This window comes from Streptomyces sp. NPDC047841, from assembly GCF_040704085.1.
GTDB lineage: Bacteria > Actinomycetota > Actinomycetes > Streptomycetales > Streptomycetaceae > Streptomyces > Streptomyces argyrophylli.
In genome coordinates, this window is the sequence record NZ_JBEYRP010000038.1 from 1 (window position 1) to 16,887 (window position 16,887).

The following is a 16,887-nucleotide window of genomic DNA, read 5'->3' on the forward strand; positions in this document are numbered from 1 at the left end:
CGCGGCGCGCGACCAGGCCTTCGCGGACCTGGCTATGAAGGGCGCGGCCCGGACACGGGTCGCGGCCGGCGCCGCGGCCGGTGTCCGCCGGGGACTGCCGCTCGCGGGTGACCCGCTCGGCCGGGCGGCCGGAACCGGAACTGATCCGGCGAGTCGGCGAAATCCGTTACGCATGGGGGGAGATGGCGCGCGAATGGCGGTCCCGACCGCCCTGACGGGCGGAACGGATCGTCAGGCAGTCGGCTTAACTAACGTGTCGGCGACGCGAACGATCACGAGCGTTAGTAAGGTACCCCCATGAGTTCTCCAGCCTCCTCCGGCGACCGCGACAAGGTCGTCTCCAAGCTGCCGGGCCAGCTACGGCAGGACCTGAAGGTCAGAGCCGCCCAGCACGGCATCGAGATCCAGGCCGCCGTCGAGCAGGGCATCAGGGACTGGTGCGCCCTCGCCTCGGCCACCGAACCCGTCGACACCGCGGGCGCCGACTCCTTCTCCACCTTCCTCCCGCCCGGACAGTGGGAGACGTTCCGCAAGGTGGCGGCGGACCGCAGCGTCTCCCTCATCCAGGGACTCGCCCAGTCCGTCAGGCTGTGGCTGGACTCCAACCCGGCGCCCGACGTCGAGCGGCCCAGCGTCACCCGGCGCATCATCGTCTGCAACCAGAAGGGCGGGGTGGGCAAGACCGCCATCACGGCCGGCGTCGGCGAGGCGCTCGCCGAGTCCCCCAACACCCTGCACGCCGTACGGGTGTCGAAGGCGCTCGCCAAGGCCCTGCGGGCCAGCGAGGCCGGGGAGGGCGAGGACGAGCCGCTGGAGATCGAGAACCTGCCCGGCCTCGGCATGCGGGTCCTGCTGGTGGACTTCGACCCCCAGTGCCACCTCACCAACCAGCTCGGCGCCGGCCCCCTGCCGATGAACGGCGACAGCCTCACCAACCACATGGCGGGCGACCCCAAGGGCGATCTGCGCGACCTCGTCGTGCCCATCGACGAGGAGACCTTCGGCGACCGCCTGCACCTGCTGCCCGCGTGCAACGACGCCTTCCTCCTCGACGTGCGGCTGTCCGCCGTACGCGCCCGGGAGGCCGCGCTGGAGCGGGCCCTCGCCCCGCTGGAGGCGGACTACGACGTCATCATCGTCGACTGCCCGCCCAGCCTGGGCCTCAGCATGGACGCCGCCGCCTACTACGGCAGGCGCCGCGACGGCGAGAAGCCCGGTCAGTCCGGCGCGCTCATCGTCGTGCAGGCCGAGGACAGTTCGGCCGACGCCTACGAACTGCTCACCACGCAGATCGACGACCTGCGCGACGACCTCCAGATCGACATCGACTACCTCGGTATCGTCGTCAACCTCTACGACTCGCGCCGCGGTTACATCGCCACCTCCTCGCTCCAGGGCTGGGTCGACATAAAGGACCCGAGGGTGGTGGGACTGATCGGCGACCTGAAGGAACAGAAGGAAGCGGTCCGCATGAAGCAGCCCCTGCTGTCCTACGCCCCCAAGTCGCAGCAGGCCATCGGGATGCGCGCACTGGCCCGGGAGATCTCATGAGCAAGGCCGACCAGCTGGGCGCCGGACGCTTCGGCGGCGCCCGGCCCGTCAGCGCACGCCGGCAGGCCGTGGCCGCCGCGACCGGCGTGCCGACCGCGGGCGTGGCCCCGCCCAGTGAACTGCCCGTCCACCAGATCAGCCCCAACCCCGACAACCCCCGCTCGCAGCTGGGCGATCTGACCGACCTCGCGGGCAGCCTGAAGACCCACGGCCAGAAGCAGGCCATCACGGTCATGAACCGCGACGCCTACCTCGCGGCCAACCCGGACCGTGCGGGCGACCTGGAGCCGAACACCACCCACGTCGTCATCGACGGCAGCAGCCGCCTGGCCGCCGCCCGCGAAGCCGGCCTCGCCACCGTCAAGGTCATGGTGAGCGACGAACAGGGCAGCACCTCGGAGGAACTGCTCGAATCCGCGCTGGTCGCCAACATCCACCGGCAGGACCTGGAGGAACTCGACGAGGCCCGGGCCCTCCAGCGGCTGCTCGCCATCCACGGCAGCCAGACGGCCCTGGCCAAGCGGCTGCACCGCTCCCAGGGCTGGGTGTCGCAACGGCTGGCGCTGCTCACGCTCACCCCCGAACTCCAGGCGAGGATCGGCCAGGAGCCCATCGACCTGCTGCGCGCCGTCGGCAACAAGCCGGCCGACCAGCAGATGGCGGCCCTGGAGGCGCTCAAGGCCGACCGTGCCCGCAAGGAGGCGGAGAAGGCGGCCCGCAAGGCCGCTCGCCAGGCGGAACCGGCGGCGGCCGACTCCGGTGCGGCCGCGGACGGCCACCCGGCCGTGCCGGACGCCGGACAGGCCGGCGGCGCCGCTGCGCCGGCGGTGCGCGACGAATTGCCGACGGTACCGGTCCAGGCACCACCGCCCCGGGCAGCCACCGCCGAGGCGGTCCAGGCGCCCGTGGCACAGCCGGCCGCCGCCGACACCGTCCAGGCGCCGCCGGCGGTCGCCGCCGACGCGGGCCGGGAAGCGGCCCGGTCCGAGGCGTCACCCGCCGTGTCCTCCCCGGTGCCGTCCAAGCCGGCGCCGGCTGTCACCGCTCCGCGCACGGCCGCCGCCCCCTCCGACGGCACCCCGCCCCCGGCCGCCAACGGGCAGACCGCGCGGACGCTGCCGTACGACGAGCCCGGCCCCCTCGCGATGCTGCTGGAGCGGAAGATCGAGAGCGACGACACGTTCTTCGGCCTCATCGACTTCCTGGGCGTGTGGGCACTCAAGCGCGACCCCGCCCGGCTGGGCGCACTCGCGCAGCGCCTCGTCGACCAGGCCACCGCCCAGGCCGACTGAACCGGTGCGCCCCGGCCCGCCCGTGTGTGAGCCGGGTGGGGCCTCCGACCAGGCCCCACCCGGCCGCCGGCCGGAGGACCGGCCCGCGTGGGTGCGGGCCCGGTGCCTGTGACACCGGGCCCGCACCGCGGGGAAGGCGGCGCTCGGCCCCCGGGGGACGGGCCGCCGCGCCACACGTGGTCCAACGCGGTCGGGTGCTTGACGACCGGACACCTCCACTCTCGCGCCGCACGGCCCGTGACGCCATGGGGCACACCCCACGATCGGAGCGCGGACGGGATGAGGAAGTCCCTACAGGGCGCGCCCCGCCTGCCACTCCTCGGCGAAGTGGCAGGCGGAGGCGTGCGCGGCGGAGCCGTCCGTGTGCCGGAACGCCTCCGGGACCGCGAGCGCGGGGACGTCGACGGCGCAGCGTTCGCGCGCCTTCCAGCAGCGGGTGCGGAACCGGCACCCGGAGGGCACGCCCGTCGGGGAGGGCACGTCCCCGGTGAGGATGATCCGCTCCCGGCGGTCCCTGGCCTCCGGGTCCGGTGTCCGCCCCCGCCGCCGCACGCGGTGAGGGTGAGGGCCGCGGCGGCGGCGAGGGCGGGCCAGGTGGCGTGGGTGGCTGTGCGCATGGATCTCTCCTCGGGGACGGACCGTGACAGCGGACCTGTATGGGGCGGAAAGGTAGACATCGTCCGGTCGGCCCGGCATCACATGTTCGCGTGATGTGTGTCCTCGGACACACTGTGCGGCGGGCCGGGCCGCGGCTGAGGTGTGCGGCGGGGCAGGTTCCGGCGTGTGTGCCGATCCGGGTCCCGTGTGCGGTGAGCGCGTCCCGGCGTGTGCGGTCGGCGACTCCCCCGTAGCATCGGGAACATGTCACGAAACGGAGGAAATGGTGTCGATCGGGGCTTCGGTGTGCGTGTGTCGGGACGGCTGGCGGCGGCCGGCGGTGTCGCGGCGGGGCTGGGCCTGCTGGTCTACGCCGGGTTCGTGCGCACGGCGGCGGGCCAGCGCTGGGAGAACGCGGTGCTGGCCGGGCGGGCGCGCGACGAGACGCCGACCACCGTGCACCAGGCGGACCGGGTCCTGGACCACATCACCGTGATGTCCCTGGGCAGCGCCGTGGGTGTGCTCGTCGTGATCGGGGTGGTACGCCGGCGCCCCGCCCTGACCGCGGTCGCCGTCGGCACCTTGGCCGGTTCGCTCGCGCTGTCCGAGGTGCTCAAGCGGCAGGTGCTCGGCCGGCCGGATCTCGTCGGCGCCCCGCCGGAACTGGCCCACAACAGCTTTCCCAGCGGACACACCACCATCGCGATGAGCGTGCTGTTCGGGCTGGCCCTGATCGTGCCGTACCGGCTGCGCGCCGCCGTCGTGGGCGTCTGCTCGCTGTGGGCCACCGGCGTGGGCGCCTACACGGTGGCGGCCGGGTGGCACCGTCCCAGCGACACGATCGGCGCCGACCTGCTGGTCCTCACCGTCGCCTGCGGCCTCACCGCGGTCCTGGCCCGCACCGGCCGGGTCCGGCCCGCCCCGGGGCACCGGCATCCGGTGGGGTCGCTGCTGGTGGTCGTACCGCTGGTGGGCGCCGCGGTGCTGGGACTCGGCACCGGCGGGCTCCTGGCCGCGGGTGCCCTGTCCCACGCCGTGCCCGCCTGGACCCGGCCGGGCGTCGCCTACACGGCCGGGCACGCCCTGGCCGCCGGCTTCAGCGCCGCGACCACACTCACCCTGCTCACCCTCCTCCGCCACTGCGACCTGGGACGTCCACACGGACCGCGCCGAAGCCGCGACCCCGGACCGGCACACCAGCGGCCCCTGACCCGAAGCTGACGGCACCGCACTCAAGCGGCACGAGGGCGGCGGCGCCGGGCTGGAGCGGCACGTGGACGGGGGCACCGCACTGAAGCGACACGAGGGCGGGGGGCGGCGGCACGATGCCACGCCGTGCCCGCCTGGACCCGGCCCCTCGTCGCGTACACGGCCGGGCACGCCCTGGCCGCCGGCTTCAGCGCCGCGACCACACTCACCCTGCTCACCCTCCTCCGCCACTGCGACCTGGGACGTCCACGCGGGCCCCGCGAGTGGCTGACGGCGCCGGGCTGGAGCGGCGGGAAGGCGGCGGCGTGCGGCCGCGCCGGTTCGCCTACCTCGTGGGCGTGTGCCCGTGCCTGCCATGTGGACACGTCTTCTGCTCGCGTGCGGATACATTGCACACTTCAGGTGTCTCGATCCATCCACGGGCTGGCAGGCGGAGCATGGGCGCACGACAGGACAAGACGGGCCGGCGGCTGGGGCTGACGAGCCTCACGGTCGCGGCGAGCGGCCTGCTCGCCTTGTTGATCGGTGTGGCGTTCGCCGTCCTGCTGTTCGCGATCTCCGACGCGAACAGCTCCGTCTCCGCCCGGCGCGCGTCCCGGACGGCCCTCGTGCAAGCCGGCGGCATGGAGCAGTTGCTCCTCGACCTGGAGACCGGACAGCGCGGTTACGTGATCACCAAGCGGGAGGAGTTCCTCCAGCCGTGGCAGGCGGCGCGCGCGGCGCTGCCCGCGGAGGAGCGGCGGTTCACCGACAGCGCCACCTCCCCGGCACAGCGGCGCACCGCCGAGCAGATCACACGCGGCGTGAAGTCCTTCCTGGACGACTACTCGGTCCCGCTGGTCGAGATGGTCCGGCGGGGTGATCCCGCGGCGTCCAGCCTGAAGGAGACGGCCGAGGGCAAGCAGCGCGTCGACGTCCTGCGGGACCAGTTCGACCGGTACATGACGGACGAGCGGGCCCAGCTCGCGGAACGCACGGACGCGGCGGGCACCAACAGCCGCCAGGCGGTGCTCGCCGCCGCCGTGGGGCTCGCGGCCTCGACCGCGCTCGTGGCCGTCTTCACGGTGCTCCAGCACCGTGCGGTGGTGCGGCCGGTGCGCGGGGCGGCGGCCGCGGCGGAACAACTCGCGGGCGGTGACCTCAGCGTGCGGATGCCGCCCAGCAAGGTGGCGGAGATCGGGGCACTGGGCACCTCCTTCAACTTCATGGCGGCGTCCCTCCAGGACAGCCGCAGACGCATCATGGAGAGCACCGAGGCCGTGCACCGCCGTACGGCCCGGGACCTGCACGACGGGGCACAGCAGCGTCTGGTGAGCCTGATGATCGGGCTGCGGCTGGCACGGGAGCTGATACCGCAGACGCAGACGGACGCGATCGATCTGCTGGACCAGTCCATCGACAACGCGCAGACCGCGATCAACGAGCTGAGGGAACTCGCCTCGGGCATCTACCCGCTCGTGCTGACGGTGAAGGGGCTGGTGGCAGCGGTGAAGGACCTGGCGTCCCGGTGTCCGGTGCCCACCGTCGTCGAGAGCACGGACGAACGGCGCATCTCCTCCACCGTCGAGTCGAACGCGTACTTCGTCGTGGCCGAGGCGGTGACGAACGCGGTCAAGCACGCCCAGGCGTCCCGGATCGACGTCACCCTCGCGTTCGGGGACCTGCTGCGGATCAAGGTCGCCGACGACGGCGTCGGTGGCGTCGGCAAGGCGACCGCCGGCAACGGGATGAGCGGACTCGCGGACCGGGTGGCGGCCCTCGACGGGAAGCTGGCCATCGACTCCCCTCCCGGTGGCGGCACGACCATCCTGATCCAGATACCGATACCGGCCTGAACCGGCGGGTGTTCCGGCTCCGCGCGCACACGTGTTTCCGTGGGCGCGGTCACGCGCTCAGAGCGGGACGATCACGCGCTCAGAGCGGGACGGACGCCGTGACCGTGGTGCCGGCGCCGGGCGTGTGCCGCACGTCCAGCGTGCCGCCCAGGCTCGCCGCCCGCTCCGTCAGGGCGGCCAGCGCCGCGAGGTCCGCCTCCCCGGTGGGCGGCGCCCCGTCGTCCACGACGGTGACCACGAGGCTCGTGCCGAGGTCGGCGGTCACCCGGACGCGGCCGGCGCCGCCGTTCTCCACGGCTCGCTCGACGGCCTCCGCGACGAGGAGGTACAGGTGTGACTCGACCAGCGGGGGCAGCCGTCCGGCCAGGGAGCCCGAGACGGTCATCGGCACCGGGCAGCGCCCGGCGAGGGCGGCGAGCGCCGCGGGAAGTCCGCCGGCGCGCAGGGCTCCGGGGCTCAGCGCGTCGGTGACCTCCCGCACGCCGGCCAGGGCCTCCTCGGTGTCGCGGACGACGTCGTGGAGCAGGTCGAGCGCCCGGGCGGGTGCCGCGCCCAGCTCCTGCCGGGCGAGGCTCAGACCGAGCAGGGTCCGCACCAGGCGCTCCTGGACCGCGTGCTGGAGGGTCCGGGCGTACCGGCGCTCTCGTTCCACCTGCCGGTGCGCGAGGAGCGCGTACGGCGGCTCTCCGTTCCGCAGGGCGTGCCCGGCGCGGGCCGGCTCGCCGAGGGGCAGCAGTACGTACAGGGCGTCGTCGCCTCCCGGCCGGGACAGCGGCACCAGGGTCCACTCGACCGGGAGGAGGGAGCCGTCGGCCCGGGTGAGCGTGCCCCGACCACTCAGGGTTCCGGCCCGCACGGCGGTCTCCGGCTCCCCGGAGCCGGGGGCCGGACCACCGCGGGCGCCGGACAGGCCGGACGGACGGCGGTCAGCGCCCGGAAGACCGGACGGACGGCCGTCCGTGCCCACCAGGTCGGACGGGTGGTCGTACCCCAGCGCCTCGGCGGCCGCGGGGTTCGCGTAGCGCACCGTGTGATCGGCGTCCACGGCCCAGACCGGCTGCCGTATGACGTCAAGGACGCTTCCCAGCTCATCGGCGATCGACGTCATCGCGCTCGTTCCTTCCCCCAGGGCTCGGCGCCCGCCCTCGCGGCGTCGGAATGCGACGCCCGCGGACGGCGGCCGCCGCACGTCCCCACGCGAGGCGGTCCCGCGCACCTGACTGCGCCGGCGCCGCTGGCGTCGACTCTCACAGACACACCCGGTCGCCGCATCCGTCATTTGACTTGGAAGCCACTGGGTGTGAGGTGCGCGGTGCCGCTACGTCGGTGCCGCCCGCCGGCAGGGCGTACGGCGGGGCCGGGTCCGCTCAGGCCTCCCGTCCGGCGGCGGCGGGTGCGATGCCCGCGACGCGGTAGGCGTCCGTCTCGTCCAGCGTCTCGTGCTCCAGCAGGGCGACGGCCAGGTCGTCCAGGCGGTGGCGGTTCTCCTCCAGGGTGCGGCACGCCTCGGCGTAGCACTCCTCGACGATGCGGCGCATCTCGCCGTCGACCAGGTCGAGGGTGCGCGGGGCGGCGGACATCCCGTAGGGCTGCTGACCGTCGTCGGGCAGCACCGACAGGTGTCCCACCCGGTCGCTCATCCCCCACCGCGCCACCATGCCGCGGGCGATGCCGGTGACGTGTTCCAGGTCGTTCTCGGCGCCGGTGGTGATCACCCCGAACACGACCCGCTCGGCCGCCATGCCGCCCAGGGCACCGATGATCCGGCCGCGCAGGTACTCCTCCGTGTACGCGTACTTGTCGGCGTCCGGCGTCGACAGGGTCACCCCCAGCGCCCGGCCGCGCGGCACGATGGTGATCTTCCGGACGGGGTCGGCGCCGGGCTGGAGCATGCCGAGCAGGGCGTGGCCGCTCTCGTGGTAGGCGGTGCGCCGGCGCTCCTCCTCGGGCATCACGAGCGGGCGCTGCGCGCCGAGCTGGACCTTCTCCAGGGCGTCGGACAGATCGTGCCGGGTCACCCGGTCCCGGTCGCGCTTGACCGCGAGCAGCGCGGCCTCGTTGGCGAGGTTGGCCAGTTCGGCGCCGGTCATGCCCGGGGTGGTACGGGCGACCTGGGCCAGGTCGACATCGCCGGCCAGCGGCATGGACCGGGTGTGGATGCGCAGGATGGCCTCGCGCCCCTTGCGGTCCGGCGGGGAGACGGTCACCACCCGGTCGAACCGGCCGGGCCGGGTCAGCGCCGGGTCCAGGATCTCGGCCCGGTTGGTCGCGGCGACCACGACGACGCCGTCGGAGGCGGAGAAGCCGTCCATTTCCGTGAGGATCTGGTTGAGCGTCTGCTCGCGTTCGTCGTGTCCGCCCACCGCCGAGCCGGTGCGCGCCCGGCCGATGGTGTCGATCTCGTCGATGAAGACGATCGACGGTGCCACCTTGCGTGCCTCGGCGAACAGTTCGCGGACCCGGGAGGCGCCCACGCCGACGATCATCTCGATGAACTCGGAGGCCGAGGCGGAGAAGAACGGCACCCCGGCCTCGCCGGCCACCGCCCGTGCGAGCAGCGTCTTCCCGGTGCCGGGGGGACCGGCGAGCAGGACGCCGCGGGGCATCTTGGCGCCCAGGCGGCGGTAGGCCTCGGGCCGCTTGAGGAAGTCGACGACGTCGTTGAGTTCGCCCTCGACCTCGTCGATGCCGGCCACGTCGGCGAACGTCGTGCGCCCCTGTTCCGCCTCGACCGGCTTCGGCGGCCTGCGGCCCAGGATGCCGCCCATGCCGCCGCCGAGACCGCCGCCCGTCCTGCGGGCGAAGAACACCCACACGGCGATGAGCAGCGCGGTCGGCACCAGCGACACCAGCAACGACTGGCCGAGACCCGGTCCCTGGGCCACCGGCGACGCGGAGACCGAGACCTTCTGCCGCGTGATCTCCCGCCACAGCCCGTCGTCGTCGGCGAAGGCGGGTTTGTACGTCTTGAAGCGGACGTAGGTGGCGCCGCCGTCACCGCCGGGCGCCGTGCGGGCCTCCTTCTTCAGCGTGCCCTGGATCTGCGAGCCCTGGGAGTAGACCGTCTTGACGTTGCCCGCGTCCAGTTGTGCGGTGAAGGCGGTGTAGTCGATGGACGTGGTGCCGTCGCCGTGCATGGTGTTGTAGAGCAGGCCGGTCCCCAGGTAGACGACGAGGAGGATCACGACCTGCACCAGGCAGCCGTTGCGGGAGCGCCGGCCGTCCGGCGTGGGCGGCCCGCCCGGCACTCCCTCGGAACGCCATGGGGACCGGGGGTCGTGTCGGGGCGGTACGGGTGCGGCCATCGGACTTCTCCTTGCGGGCGACGCGGTGCCCGTCGGCGGACGGGGACGGCAGGGGCGGGGCGTGCGGGGGCGGGGCGGACGTGGCATGAGTGTGGTGGCGACCGGGCGCCGCGAGGGGGGGAGCGTGAGTGGTCGTACCGCCGGGGCGGCCGGGTCACGGAAGGCGGTTGGCCCGCCGGACCATGGCGGTGGACAGCAGGCCGAGGACCAGGGCGAGCGCGCCGAGGACCACGCCGTCCGCGGCGGCGGCGCGTCCCGGGTGCCGTACCACCGCCCAGGGCGAGAACGCCATCCACAGACCCGTCACCCCGAGTGCGGCGCTCAGCCCGGTCATGCGCTCGGGAGCCACCGTGAAGCCGACGGTCAGGACGCAGATGGCGCAGCCGACGACCAGGTCGTGCACGGCGAGGTCGCGGTGGGCGGCGGCGAAACCCAGCACCCACGGCGACACGGCGTAGAACAGGCCGACCAGGAACACCGGGCCGTTCACCAGCGCCACGTCCTGGCCGCCCAGGACCCGGATGCGGACCCGGCCGTGAGGCTCCCGCGCGCCGAAGGCATCCGATCGGCGCGACACGTCGTCCCTTCCTCGGGTGAAGCCAGGCACCTGGGTCTCCTCACTCGCCGTTCCGGTCGACACCTCACGGCGCTCCGGCACCGCGCACGACATGGTGTGGCCGGCTCCTGGGGGGACACATCACACATGTGCGTGATGGGCCGGTGGCAGGTGCCGCGCCGCCGCCGGGGCGGTGACGCGCCGCGGGATTCGCGTCGACCGCGGCCGATGGCCGGCTCCGCCGTGGCCAGGGCCTCTCGTTCGGCTTAGGCCGCGCCCGCGGTGCCCGTGTCGAACCGGCGGCGGTCCGCGTCCGACATCCCGCCCCAGATCCCGTAGTCCTCCCCGTGCCTGAGGGCCGTGGCCGCGCAGATGTCGGCGACCGCGCACCGGCCGCAGATGCGCCGGGCACGCTCCTCGCGCTCGCGGCGCGCCCGTCCCCGCTCTCCCGGAGGGGAGAAGAAGGTGGAGCTGCTCATGCCGCGGCAGGCGGCGCTCTGCTGCCACTGCCAGTCGCTGAGGAGGGGCCGCGGGTTGCTTCGCATTGTCTTCCTTCCGAGTAGGGGTGTGTGAAGGTCCTCCGGGACACGTGTCCCGCATCCGCTCGCTCGTGCCGGGCCGGCGGTGGGCGCGCCTCACTCCGCCAGCTGGACCAGTTCGTCCCAGTCGACCCCGTCCAGTTCGGTCCCGCGCGCCACCATGGTGTAGGTCCCGGCGAGCCATGTCCTGACCGGTTCGGCGGGGATCTCGAAGAGCGCCGTACGGGCGCTTCCCACCCGCAGGCAGAAGGTGGGCGCCGCACCGTCGAGGTCGCACACGGGCCAGAGCGCCACATCGCCCTCGCCCACCCGCGCGGACAGGCCGTCGGCCAGCAGGTCCCGGGCGAAGATCCAGCGCACCGGCCGCTCCCCGTCGGCGTCGAGGACCACGGTGACGGCCAGCGGGTCATGGGTGTCGTAGGAGATCTCGGAGTCCAGCGTGAGGGTGAGGTCCGAGGTCACCCAGTGTGTGACCTCCAGTGAGAGCCGGCACTTCTTCATGGTCGCCTCCTCGGGGCTCGGCCGGTCGACCGGCCTGGAAACGTGGGTTGTCGTGTGCGTACGGTCCCGGCGCCGCGGCTGCCTGGGGGGCGCCGCCCCGGCCGGGGTCCGCCTCAGTCGATCGCGCGCAGGGTGCGGGGGTGCCGCCGTGCGGCGGCGAACGCCTCGAACACGCCGGTGGCCATCAGTACGGAGCCGCCGACGTCGGCCAGCTGCCCCAGGGACGAGAAGGGGAAGGCGGTCATGAACAGACCCGCCGAGACGATCACCGCGTTCAGTACGTCGTCGTAGACGAAGACATGGCTCACCGAGGCCGAGGTGGCGGAGACGGCCATGGTCAGTCCCCGCAGCAGCCAGCCGCAGCCGGCCCACAGCCCGAGCAGGAAGACGGTGTCGGCCCGGCCCAGGAGGAGGACCGCGCCGAGCAGCAGGGCGGCGAGCCCTCCGCCGGCCAGCATCCGGCGGACCGCCGCCGACGCCTTCGACTGGTGGACCGCGAGCAGTTGCAGGATCCCCTGGACGGCCAGGTGCACTCCGAAGAGCACCCCGGCCTGGGTCACCGTGCCGACGGGCGCGACGATCAGTGCGCCCCCGACGGCGGCCGAGACCAGTGAGCCGGCCAGCATCGCCTTGCGGGTGAGGACACCGCCCGGTCCGGCGACCATCCGGACGCCGGTGCTGCCCAGGGGGTGACGGACCTCGGCCCGGAGGGTGTCCAGCTGTGCCATGCCCAGTTCCCGTTCGTCAGCCGCAGGCGTCCGGTGCACTGCGGGCCTTCTTGTTCTGTCGGTCAAACGTGTCGGCTCCGGCGGGTCGGCCGGTGTGGACCGAACCCCCGGATACAAGCGTTAGTCTCGGAATCGGGCCGCGTCCGGGTCTGTCGTGTGCTCCCTCCGCCTTCCTAGGGGCTGCCCCACGGCGGTGTAGGGCCCACCCCACAGCGCGGCGGGCCCCGGCCGTGTGACGTGCGGCGGAGCGGTCGCGCCGTACGGGCCGGGCCGGCCGGTTCCGGGACGGCACGCGTGCAGACGTCGGGTTGTCCCCACATCACCCGTGGAGTGCGCCCCCCGGCGCCTCTCAGGTGTGCTTGACAGCCGCGGGACGTGACGGCGGCACATCCTGTGACGGAACCGAGGACACATCACGTGTGCGGGCCGTCGACGAGGCGGAACGCGGCCGGCCGCCCCCGGCCCGGCCGGGCTCGCGGCCGTGCCGCACAGCCGGGGGCACCGGCCGCGTGGCACACGGACACTGGAGGCTGCCTTGATCCAGGCGACTGACATCCCGCCGAGAACGTACGGAGCCGCCGTCCCCGTGCCGGCGGCGGTCCCGCGCGGGCACGGGCGGCAGCGGGAACAGCTCCTCCAGCGGGTGCTGCGGCTCCTCCACCGTGACGAGGGCGGGGTGCTGTGGGTCGAGGGGCCCGCCGGCGCCGGGAAGTCCCGCCTGCTCGCCTTCGCCGCCGAGGAGGCGGCGCCCGCCGGGGCCCTGGTCCTGACCGGCAGCGGCGTCGCCGGGCCCGGCATGCCACCGCTGGCCCCCCTGCTGGACGCCCTCGCGTCGATGCCGGCCGCACGGAGCGGCGGAAGCGGCGAGCCCGGCACTCCCCCGTCCCACGAGCCCGGCACCGCGCACCGCGAACCGGGGTCGTCGTACCCCGGGCCAGGGTCGTCGTACCCCGGGCCAGGGTCGTCGTACCCCGGGCCGGGAGCGTCGTACCCCGAGGCCGGTTCTCCGTACCTGTGGGTGCGGCGGGTGGAGGACGGGCTGCGCGACCTCGCCCGCGACCGGCCCGTCGTCGTCGTGCTGGACGACGTGGAGCACTGCGACGAGCCGACCCTGCTCGCGGTGCGCGGCCTCACCGCGCGGCTCGCCGGGCTGCCGCTGCTGTGGGTGCTCGCCGCCCGGTCCCACCTCGACGTGCCGGCCGTGGAGTCGCTGCGGCGCGATCTGCTCGCCGAGGGGGCGGTCCCGCTCGACGTCGGGGCTTTGGAGCCGGACCCCGTACGGCTGCTGGTCCGGGACCTGCTGGGACCGCGGGCCGCGCAGGCGGAACCGTACCTTCCGCTCGCCGGCGGCCTGCCCGGCGCCGTCCGGCAGCTGTGCGGCCTGCTCGCCGCGCGGACCGGGACCGCCGCCGGTGCCCGTGCCGGCGAGGACCCGGTGGCCGGGGCCGCCGCCGCCCGCAGGCTCGACCAGTTGACGCGGCCCGCGAAGGAGCTGGTGCTGATCGCCTCCGCGCTGGGCGACAGCCTCACCGTCCGGCACCTGTCCCGGGTGCTCGGCCGCGGCGAGTCCGCCCTGCTGCGCCCCCTGCGCGAGGTGCTGGCGGCGGGACTGATGCGGGCCGATCGACAGCACCTCGCGTTCGCGCACCCGTCGGTCCGCGACGCCGTCGTCGCCACCCTGCCGCCGCCCGTGCGGCTGTCCGTGCGCCGGCGCTCGGTCGACCTGCGGCTCGCGGACGGCACGCCCCCGGCGGCGCTCGCCGCCGAGATCGCCGAACTGGCCGAGCCCGGTGACGAGCACGCGATCCGCGTCCTGGAGACCGCCGCCCGGGAACTGGCGCCCCACTCGCCCGCGACGGCGGCGGCACACCTGCGCCGCGCGGTGCGGCTGAGCGGGGACGCCGTGCCCCGGCGGATGCGGCTGGCGGCGCGGCTGGTTCCGCTGCTGTGGCAGACCGGTGAGGCCGAGGAGGCCCGCGCCCTGGCCCGCGAGGTGGTCCAGGTGCCGCCGGACGCGGCCACCCACGCGCGGGTGTGCCTGGAACTGACCCGGATGGGCGGCCCGTTCCCGGTGGCCCAGGCCGAGGCACATCTGCGCCGGGCCCTGGGCCACCGGGGCGTGCCGCAGCCGGTGAAGGACCAGCTGCTGTCGACGGCGCTGCTGCACCGTCTGCTGGCGGGCGAGGCCGAGGAAGCCGGCGGAGCCCTGGCCGGGTCCCTGGCGCGCGCCCGGGGCACACACCCGCTCAACGACCTGACGCAGCGCACCCTGAGGTCGATGAGCGCCTGCCACCGGCAGCGGTGGACCGAGGCGCTCGGACACAGCGAGCCGGTGCCGGCGAAGGCCGCCGAGCTGGACCCGGCGTACGGACCCGCCCTCCCCGAAGTGGTCCTGGCGACGGTCTGGCGGGCCGCGCTGCTGGGCCTGGCCGGCGACGGCACGGCCGCCGCCGACCTGGTCGAGGGCGGGCTGGCGGACGCGGAGCAGCGGGGCCGGCGGGCGTACCTGCCGCTGTGGCGCACCGCGCGGGCCCGGCTGCTGCTGGACGGCGGACGGCTGCCGGAGGCGGCACGCGAACTGGCGGCGGCCGGTGCCGGGCCGCACGTACCGGGGACGTCCGCGGCGAGCGGGGCCGCCGTGGTGTGCGCCCGCGCCCGGATCGCCTTCCACACCGGGGACGACGCCGCACTGGAGGCGTGCGCGGCCCTGGCGGAGACCTACCTGGAGGGTGAGGACCGGCAGTCGCGCAGGGCCGGGGCGTGGATCGCGGTCCTGGCCGCCCTGTACCGGGACGAGGCCCTGACCCGCGACCAGTTGGACGCGGCCGCCGCCCACCTGCGCCGCGGCTTCCTCCACGCGACCTGCGTCGACGCCGGGGACGTGGTGCTGCTGGCGGCGGCCGCGCTGGCCTCCGGGCGGCGTGACGTGGCCGCCGCGGCGGTGGAGTTCGCCGAGGACCGGGCCCGGCTCAACCCCGGCCTGCCGCTGTTCGCGGGCGCCGCCGCGCACGCCCGGGGCCTGTTCGCCCGGGACGCGGGGCTGCTCGCCGAGGCGGCGGAACTCCATGGGGCCGCGCGCCCCCTGCTGCGGGCCCGCGCCCTGGAGGACGCCGGGGAGTGCGCCGCCGCGGCCGACGCCGGCACGGCCCGGTCCCGCTTCGAGGAGGCGTTCGCGCTGTACACCGGGTGCGGGGCGGAGCGCGACGCGCGGCGGGTGCACGGCAGGCTCCGCAAGCTCGGGATCCGGCCCGCCGGGGTGGCGGGCGCCGCCGTCCCGGCCGCCCCGGAACCGGAATGGCGCGGGCTGACCCGGTCGGAGCTGGGCGTGGTGCGGCTGATCGCCCACGGTGCCACCAACCGCGAGGCGGCGGAACGGCTGTTCCTGTCCCCGCACACCGTGAACACGCACCTGCGGCACGCCTTCGAGAAGCTCGGCGTCCGCTCCCGGGTCCAGCTGGCCCGCCTGTACGCGCGCGAGGTCGATGCGGCCCCGGTCTCCGCGTGAGCGGCCGGCGCCGCCGAGGCCGCTCGGCCGGGCACTTCCGCCCCGGGCGCCGCCCGATCCGGCGGCGCGCGGGCCGCCTTCCCCCGGGCTCACTCGTCAACTGGACACGACGCACCGCAGGCTAAGATTCCGCCATGAGCCAACCACTGCGGGCGGTGCTGGGAGAAGACCAGCCGATCGTACGCGAGGGCATCGCGACCATCCTGCGGCACGCGGGCATCGACGTCGTCGCGTCCGTCGACAACGCGGTGGACCTCGTCCGCGTCGCCGAGGAGCACCGGCCCGACGTGGTGATCACCGACATCCGGATGCCGCCGGCCCTGGAGGCCGACGGCCTGGACGCCGTACGGAAGATCCGCGCGGCGCGGCCGGAGACCGCCGTGATCGTCCTCTCGCAGTTCCTCGACGCCTCCTACGCGCTCGACCTGGTCGGGGACGACCCGAGCGGGGTGGGCTACCTGCTGAAGGAGAAGGTGGCCAGTCCCCAGATCCTCATAGACGCCGTCGAGCGGGTCGTGGCCCGCGACTCGGCCCTCGACCCGGACGTGATCTCGGCCCTGCTGGGGCGCAAGCGCCCGGAGGACCCGCTGGCGGCGCTGACGCCGAAGGAGCGCGAGGTCCTGTCCCTCATGGCCGAGGGCCATTCCAACACCGGAATCTCCGAGAAGCTCTTCGTGAGCGTCGCCGCCGTGGAGCGGCACGTGACCGGCATCTTCATGAAACTGGGGCTCAGCCAGACGGCTACCGGGCAGCACCGGCGCGTGCTGGCGGTGCTGCGCTACCTCGGACAGTAACGGGGCGCCGGGGGCTCATGCCGAGGGGGCGAACATGCCCCGCAGGTCGGCGTCGAACAGCTTGTCCTTGGCGACGAAGGACTCGATCCCCGCTCTGCGCAGTTCCTCCTGCGACCAGAACGACTTGTCCGTGGAGGTCAGCACGATCCGCGGCGGATCGTCCTCCTCGGTCAGCCGGCGGGCCACGCTCAGTCCGTCCAGGTCGGGCAGGTGCAGGTCGAGCAGGAGCCCGTCGGGGCGGTGTGCCCGCACCGCGGCCAGGGCCGAGGCGCCGTCCCCGGACTCCGCCACGACACGCAGGCCCCGTGCCGTCAGCAGCGTCGTGGCGATACGGCGGAACCCGGGGTCGTCGTCGACGACGACGATGTCGATGCACATGACCTCAGCATGCCCAACGGCCGGACGGCGGGGCCATAGGGGGAGCCCTACGGTTTGTGTACCACTCACGCATGGGGAACTCCGCGCGCGTCCGGGG

The 16,887-nt window shown here is 74.5% G+C and carries 13 protein-coding genes and 1 pseudogene; 6 read left to right on the forward strand and 8 right to left on the reverse strand.

The window, feature by feature from the left end:
- Nucleotides 1–297 precede the first annotated feature (297 nt).
- Nucleotides 298–1,551 (forward strand): ParA family protein, encoded by a 1,254-nt coding sequence (locus tag AB0947_RS38115; RefSeq protein ID WP_366754970.1) that lies wholly within the window; start codon nt 298–300, stop codon nt 1,549–1,551.
- Nucleotides 1,548–2,843, forward strand: a complete 1,296-nt coding sequence (locus AB0947_RS38120; RefSeq protein ID WP_366754971.1) for a ParB/RepB/Spo0J family partition protein — start codon at nt 1,548–1,550, stop codon at nt 2,841–2,843. The genes AB0947_RS38115 and AB0947_RS38120 overlap by 4 nt, the downstream gene beginning before the upstream one ends.
- A 291-nt stretch (nt 2,844–3,134) precedes the next feature.
- Here AB0947_RS38120 and AB0947_RS38125 read toward each other — a convergent pair.
- Nucleotides 3,135–3,374, reverse strand: a pseudogene (locus AB0947_RS38125) (oligopeptide/dipeptide ABC transporter ATP-binding protein); the annotation flags it as partial.
- A 378-nt stretch (nt 3,375–3,752) separates the two neighbouring features.
- Between AB0947_RS38125 and AB0947_RS38130 the strand changes: the two are divergent.
- Nucleotides 3,753–4,661, forward strand: a complete 909-nt coding sequence (locus AB0947_RS38130) for a phosphatase PAP2 family protein (RefSeq protein ID WP_366754972.1) — start codon at nt 3,753–3,755, stop codon at nt 4,659–4,661.
- Nucleotides 4,662–5,086: 425 nt separating this feature from the next.
- On the forward strand, nt 5,087–6,484 hold the full coding sequence (locus AB0947_RS38135; protein ID WP_366754973.1) for a CHASE3 domain-containing protein: 1,398 nt from the start codon (nt 5,087–5,089) through the stop codon (nt 6,482–6,484).
- A gap of 79 nt (nt 6,485–6,563) precedes the next feature.
- Here AB0947_RS38135 and AB0947_RS38140 read toward each other — a convergent pair whose 3' ends face one another.
- From AB0947_RS38140 to AB0947_RS38165, 6 genes are all read right to left on the reverse strand, one after another.
- Nucleotides 6,564–7,592, reverse strand: a complete 1,029-nt coding sequence (locus AB0947_RS38140; RefSeq protein ID WP_366754974.1) for a PAS domain-containing protein — start codon at nt 7,590–7,592, stop codon at nt 6,564–6,566.
- Between the two features lie 259 nt (nt 7,593–7,851).
- On the reverse strand, nt 7,852–9,789 hold the full coding sequence (ftsH, locus tag AB0947_RS38145; protein ID WP_366754975.1) for an ATP-dependent zinc metalloprotease FtsH: 1,938 nt from the start codon (nt 9,787–9,789) through the stop codon (nt 7,852–7,854).
- A gap of 154 nt (nt 9,790–9,943) precedes the next feature.
- Nucleotides 9,944–10,366, reverse strand: a complete 423-nt coding sequence (locus tag AB0947_RS38150) for an SPW repeat protein (protein WP_366754976.1) — start codon at nt 10,364–10,366, stop codon at nt 9,944–9,946.
- 245 nt (nt 10,367–10,611) lie between these two features.
- Nucleotides 10,612–10,890 carry a WhiB family transcriptional regulator gene (locus AB0947_RS38155; RefSeq protein ID WP_366754977.1) on the reverse strand — a complete coding sequence of 93 codons (279 nt, stop codon included), beginning with the start codon at nt 10,888–10,890 and terminating at the stop codon, nt 10,612–10,614.
- 90 nt (nt 10,891–10,980) lie between these two features.
- Nucleotides 10,981–11,385: an SsgA family sporulation/cell division regulator gene (locus AB0947_RS38160; RefSeq protein ID WP_366754978.1), complete on the reverse strand. Its 405-nt coding sequence runs from the start codon at nt 11,383–11,385 to the stop codon at nt 10,981–10,983.
- Between the two features lie 113 nt (nt 11,386–11,498).
- The gene (locus AB0947_RS38165; protein ID WP_366754979.1) at nt 11,499–12,113 is read right to left on the reverse strand and encodes a hypothetical protein; all 615 of its coding nucleotides are present in this window, start codon (nt 12,111–12,113) and stop codon (nt 11,499–11,501) included.
- Nucleotides 12,114–12,648: 535 nt separating this feature from the next.
- On the opposite strand from AB0947_RS38165, the gene AB0947_RS38170 reads away from it, so the two are divergent.
- Both AB0947_RS38170 and AB0947_RS38175 read left to right on the forward strand, forming a co-directional pair.
- Entirely contained in the window at nt 12,649–15,618 is a 2,970-nt protein-coding gene (locus AB0947_RS38170) for a helix-turn-helix transcriptional regulator (protein ID WP_366754980.1), read from the forward strand.
- A gap of 134 nt (nt 15,619–15,752) precedes the next feature.
- Nucleotides 15,753–16,412, forward strand: a complete 660-nt coding sequence (locus tag AB0947_RS38175; RefSeq protein ID WP_366754981.1) for a response regulator transcription factor — start codon at nt 15,753–15,755, stop codon at nt 16,410–16,412.
- A gap of 15 nt (nt 16,413–16,427) precedes the next feature.
- Here AB0947_RS38175 and AB0947_RS38180 read toward each other — a convergent pair whose 3' ends face one another.
- The gene (locus AB0947_RS38180; protein ID WP_366754982.1) at nt 16,428–16,790 is read right to left on the reverse strand and encodes a response regulator; all 363 of its coding nucleotides are present in this window, start codon (nt 16,788–16,790) and stop codon (nt 16,428–16,430) included.
- Nucleotides 16,791–16,887 lie beyond the last annotated feature (97 nt).

Excerpts from the sequence above, each read along its gene's own strand:
- AB0947_RS38115 (WP_366754970.1), top strand. The coding sequence starts at position 298 with ATGAGTTCTCCAGCCTCCTCCGGCGACCGCGACAAGGTCGTCTCCAAG.
- AB0947_RS38120 (WP_366754971.1), top strand. The coding sequence starts at position 1,548 with ATGAGCAAGGCCGACCAGCTGGGCGCCGGACGCTTCGGCGGCGCCCGG.
- AB0947_RS38135 (WP_366754973.1), top strand. The coding sequence starts at position 5,087 with ATGGGCGCACGACAGGACAAGACGGGCCGGCGGCTGGGGCTGACGAGC.
- AB0947_RS38140 (WP_366754974.1), bottom strand. The coding sequence starts at position 7,592 with ATGACGTCGATCGCCGATGAGCTGGGAAGCGTCCTTGACGTCATACGG.
- ftsH (WP_366754975.1), bottom strand. The coding sequence starts at position 9,789 with ATGGCCGCACCCGTACCGCCCCGACACGACCCCCGGTCCCCATGGCGT.
- AB0947_RS38155 (WP_366754977.1), bottom strand. The coding sequence starts at position 10,890 with ATGCGAAGCAACCCGCGGCCCCTCCTCAGCGACTGGCAGTGGCAGCAG.
- AB0947_RS38160 (WP_366754978.1), bottom strand. The coding sequence starts at position 11,385 with ATGAAGAAGTGCCGGCTCTCACTGGAGGTCACACACTGGGTGACCTCG.
- AB0947_RS38165 (WP_366754979.1), bottom strand. The coding sequence starts at position 12,113 with ATGGCACAGCTGGACACCCTCCGGGCCGAGGTCCGTCACCCCCTGGGC.
- AB0947_RS38175 (WP_366754981.1), top strand. The coding sequence starts at position 15,753 with ATGAGCCAACCACTGCGGGCGGTGCTGGGAGAAGACCAGCCGATCGTA.
- AB0947_RS38180 (WP_366754982.1), bottom strand. The coding sequence starts at position 16,790 with ATGTGCATCGACATCGTCGTCGTCGACGACGACCCCGGGTTCCGCCGT.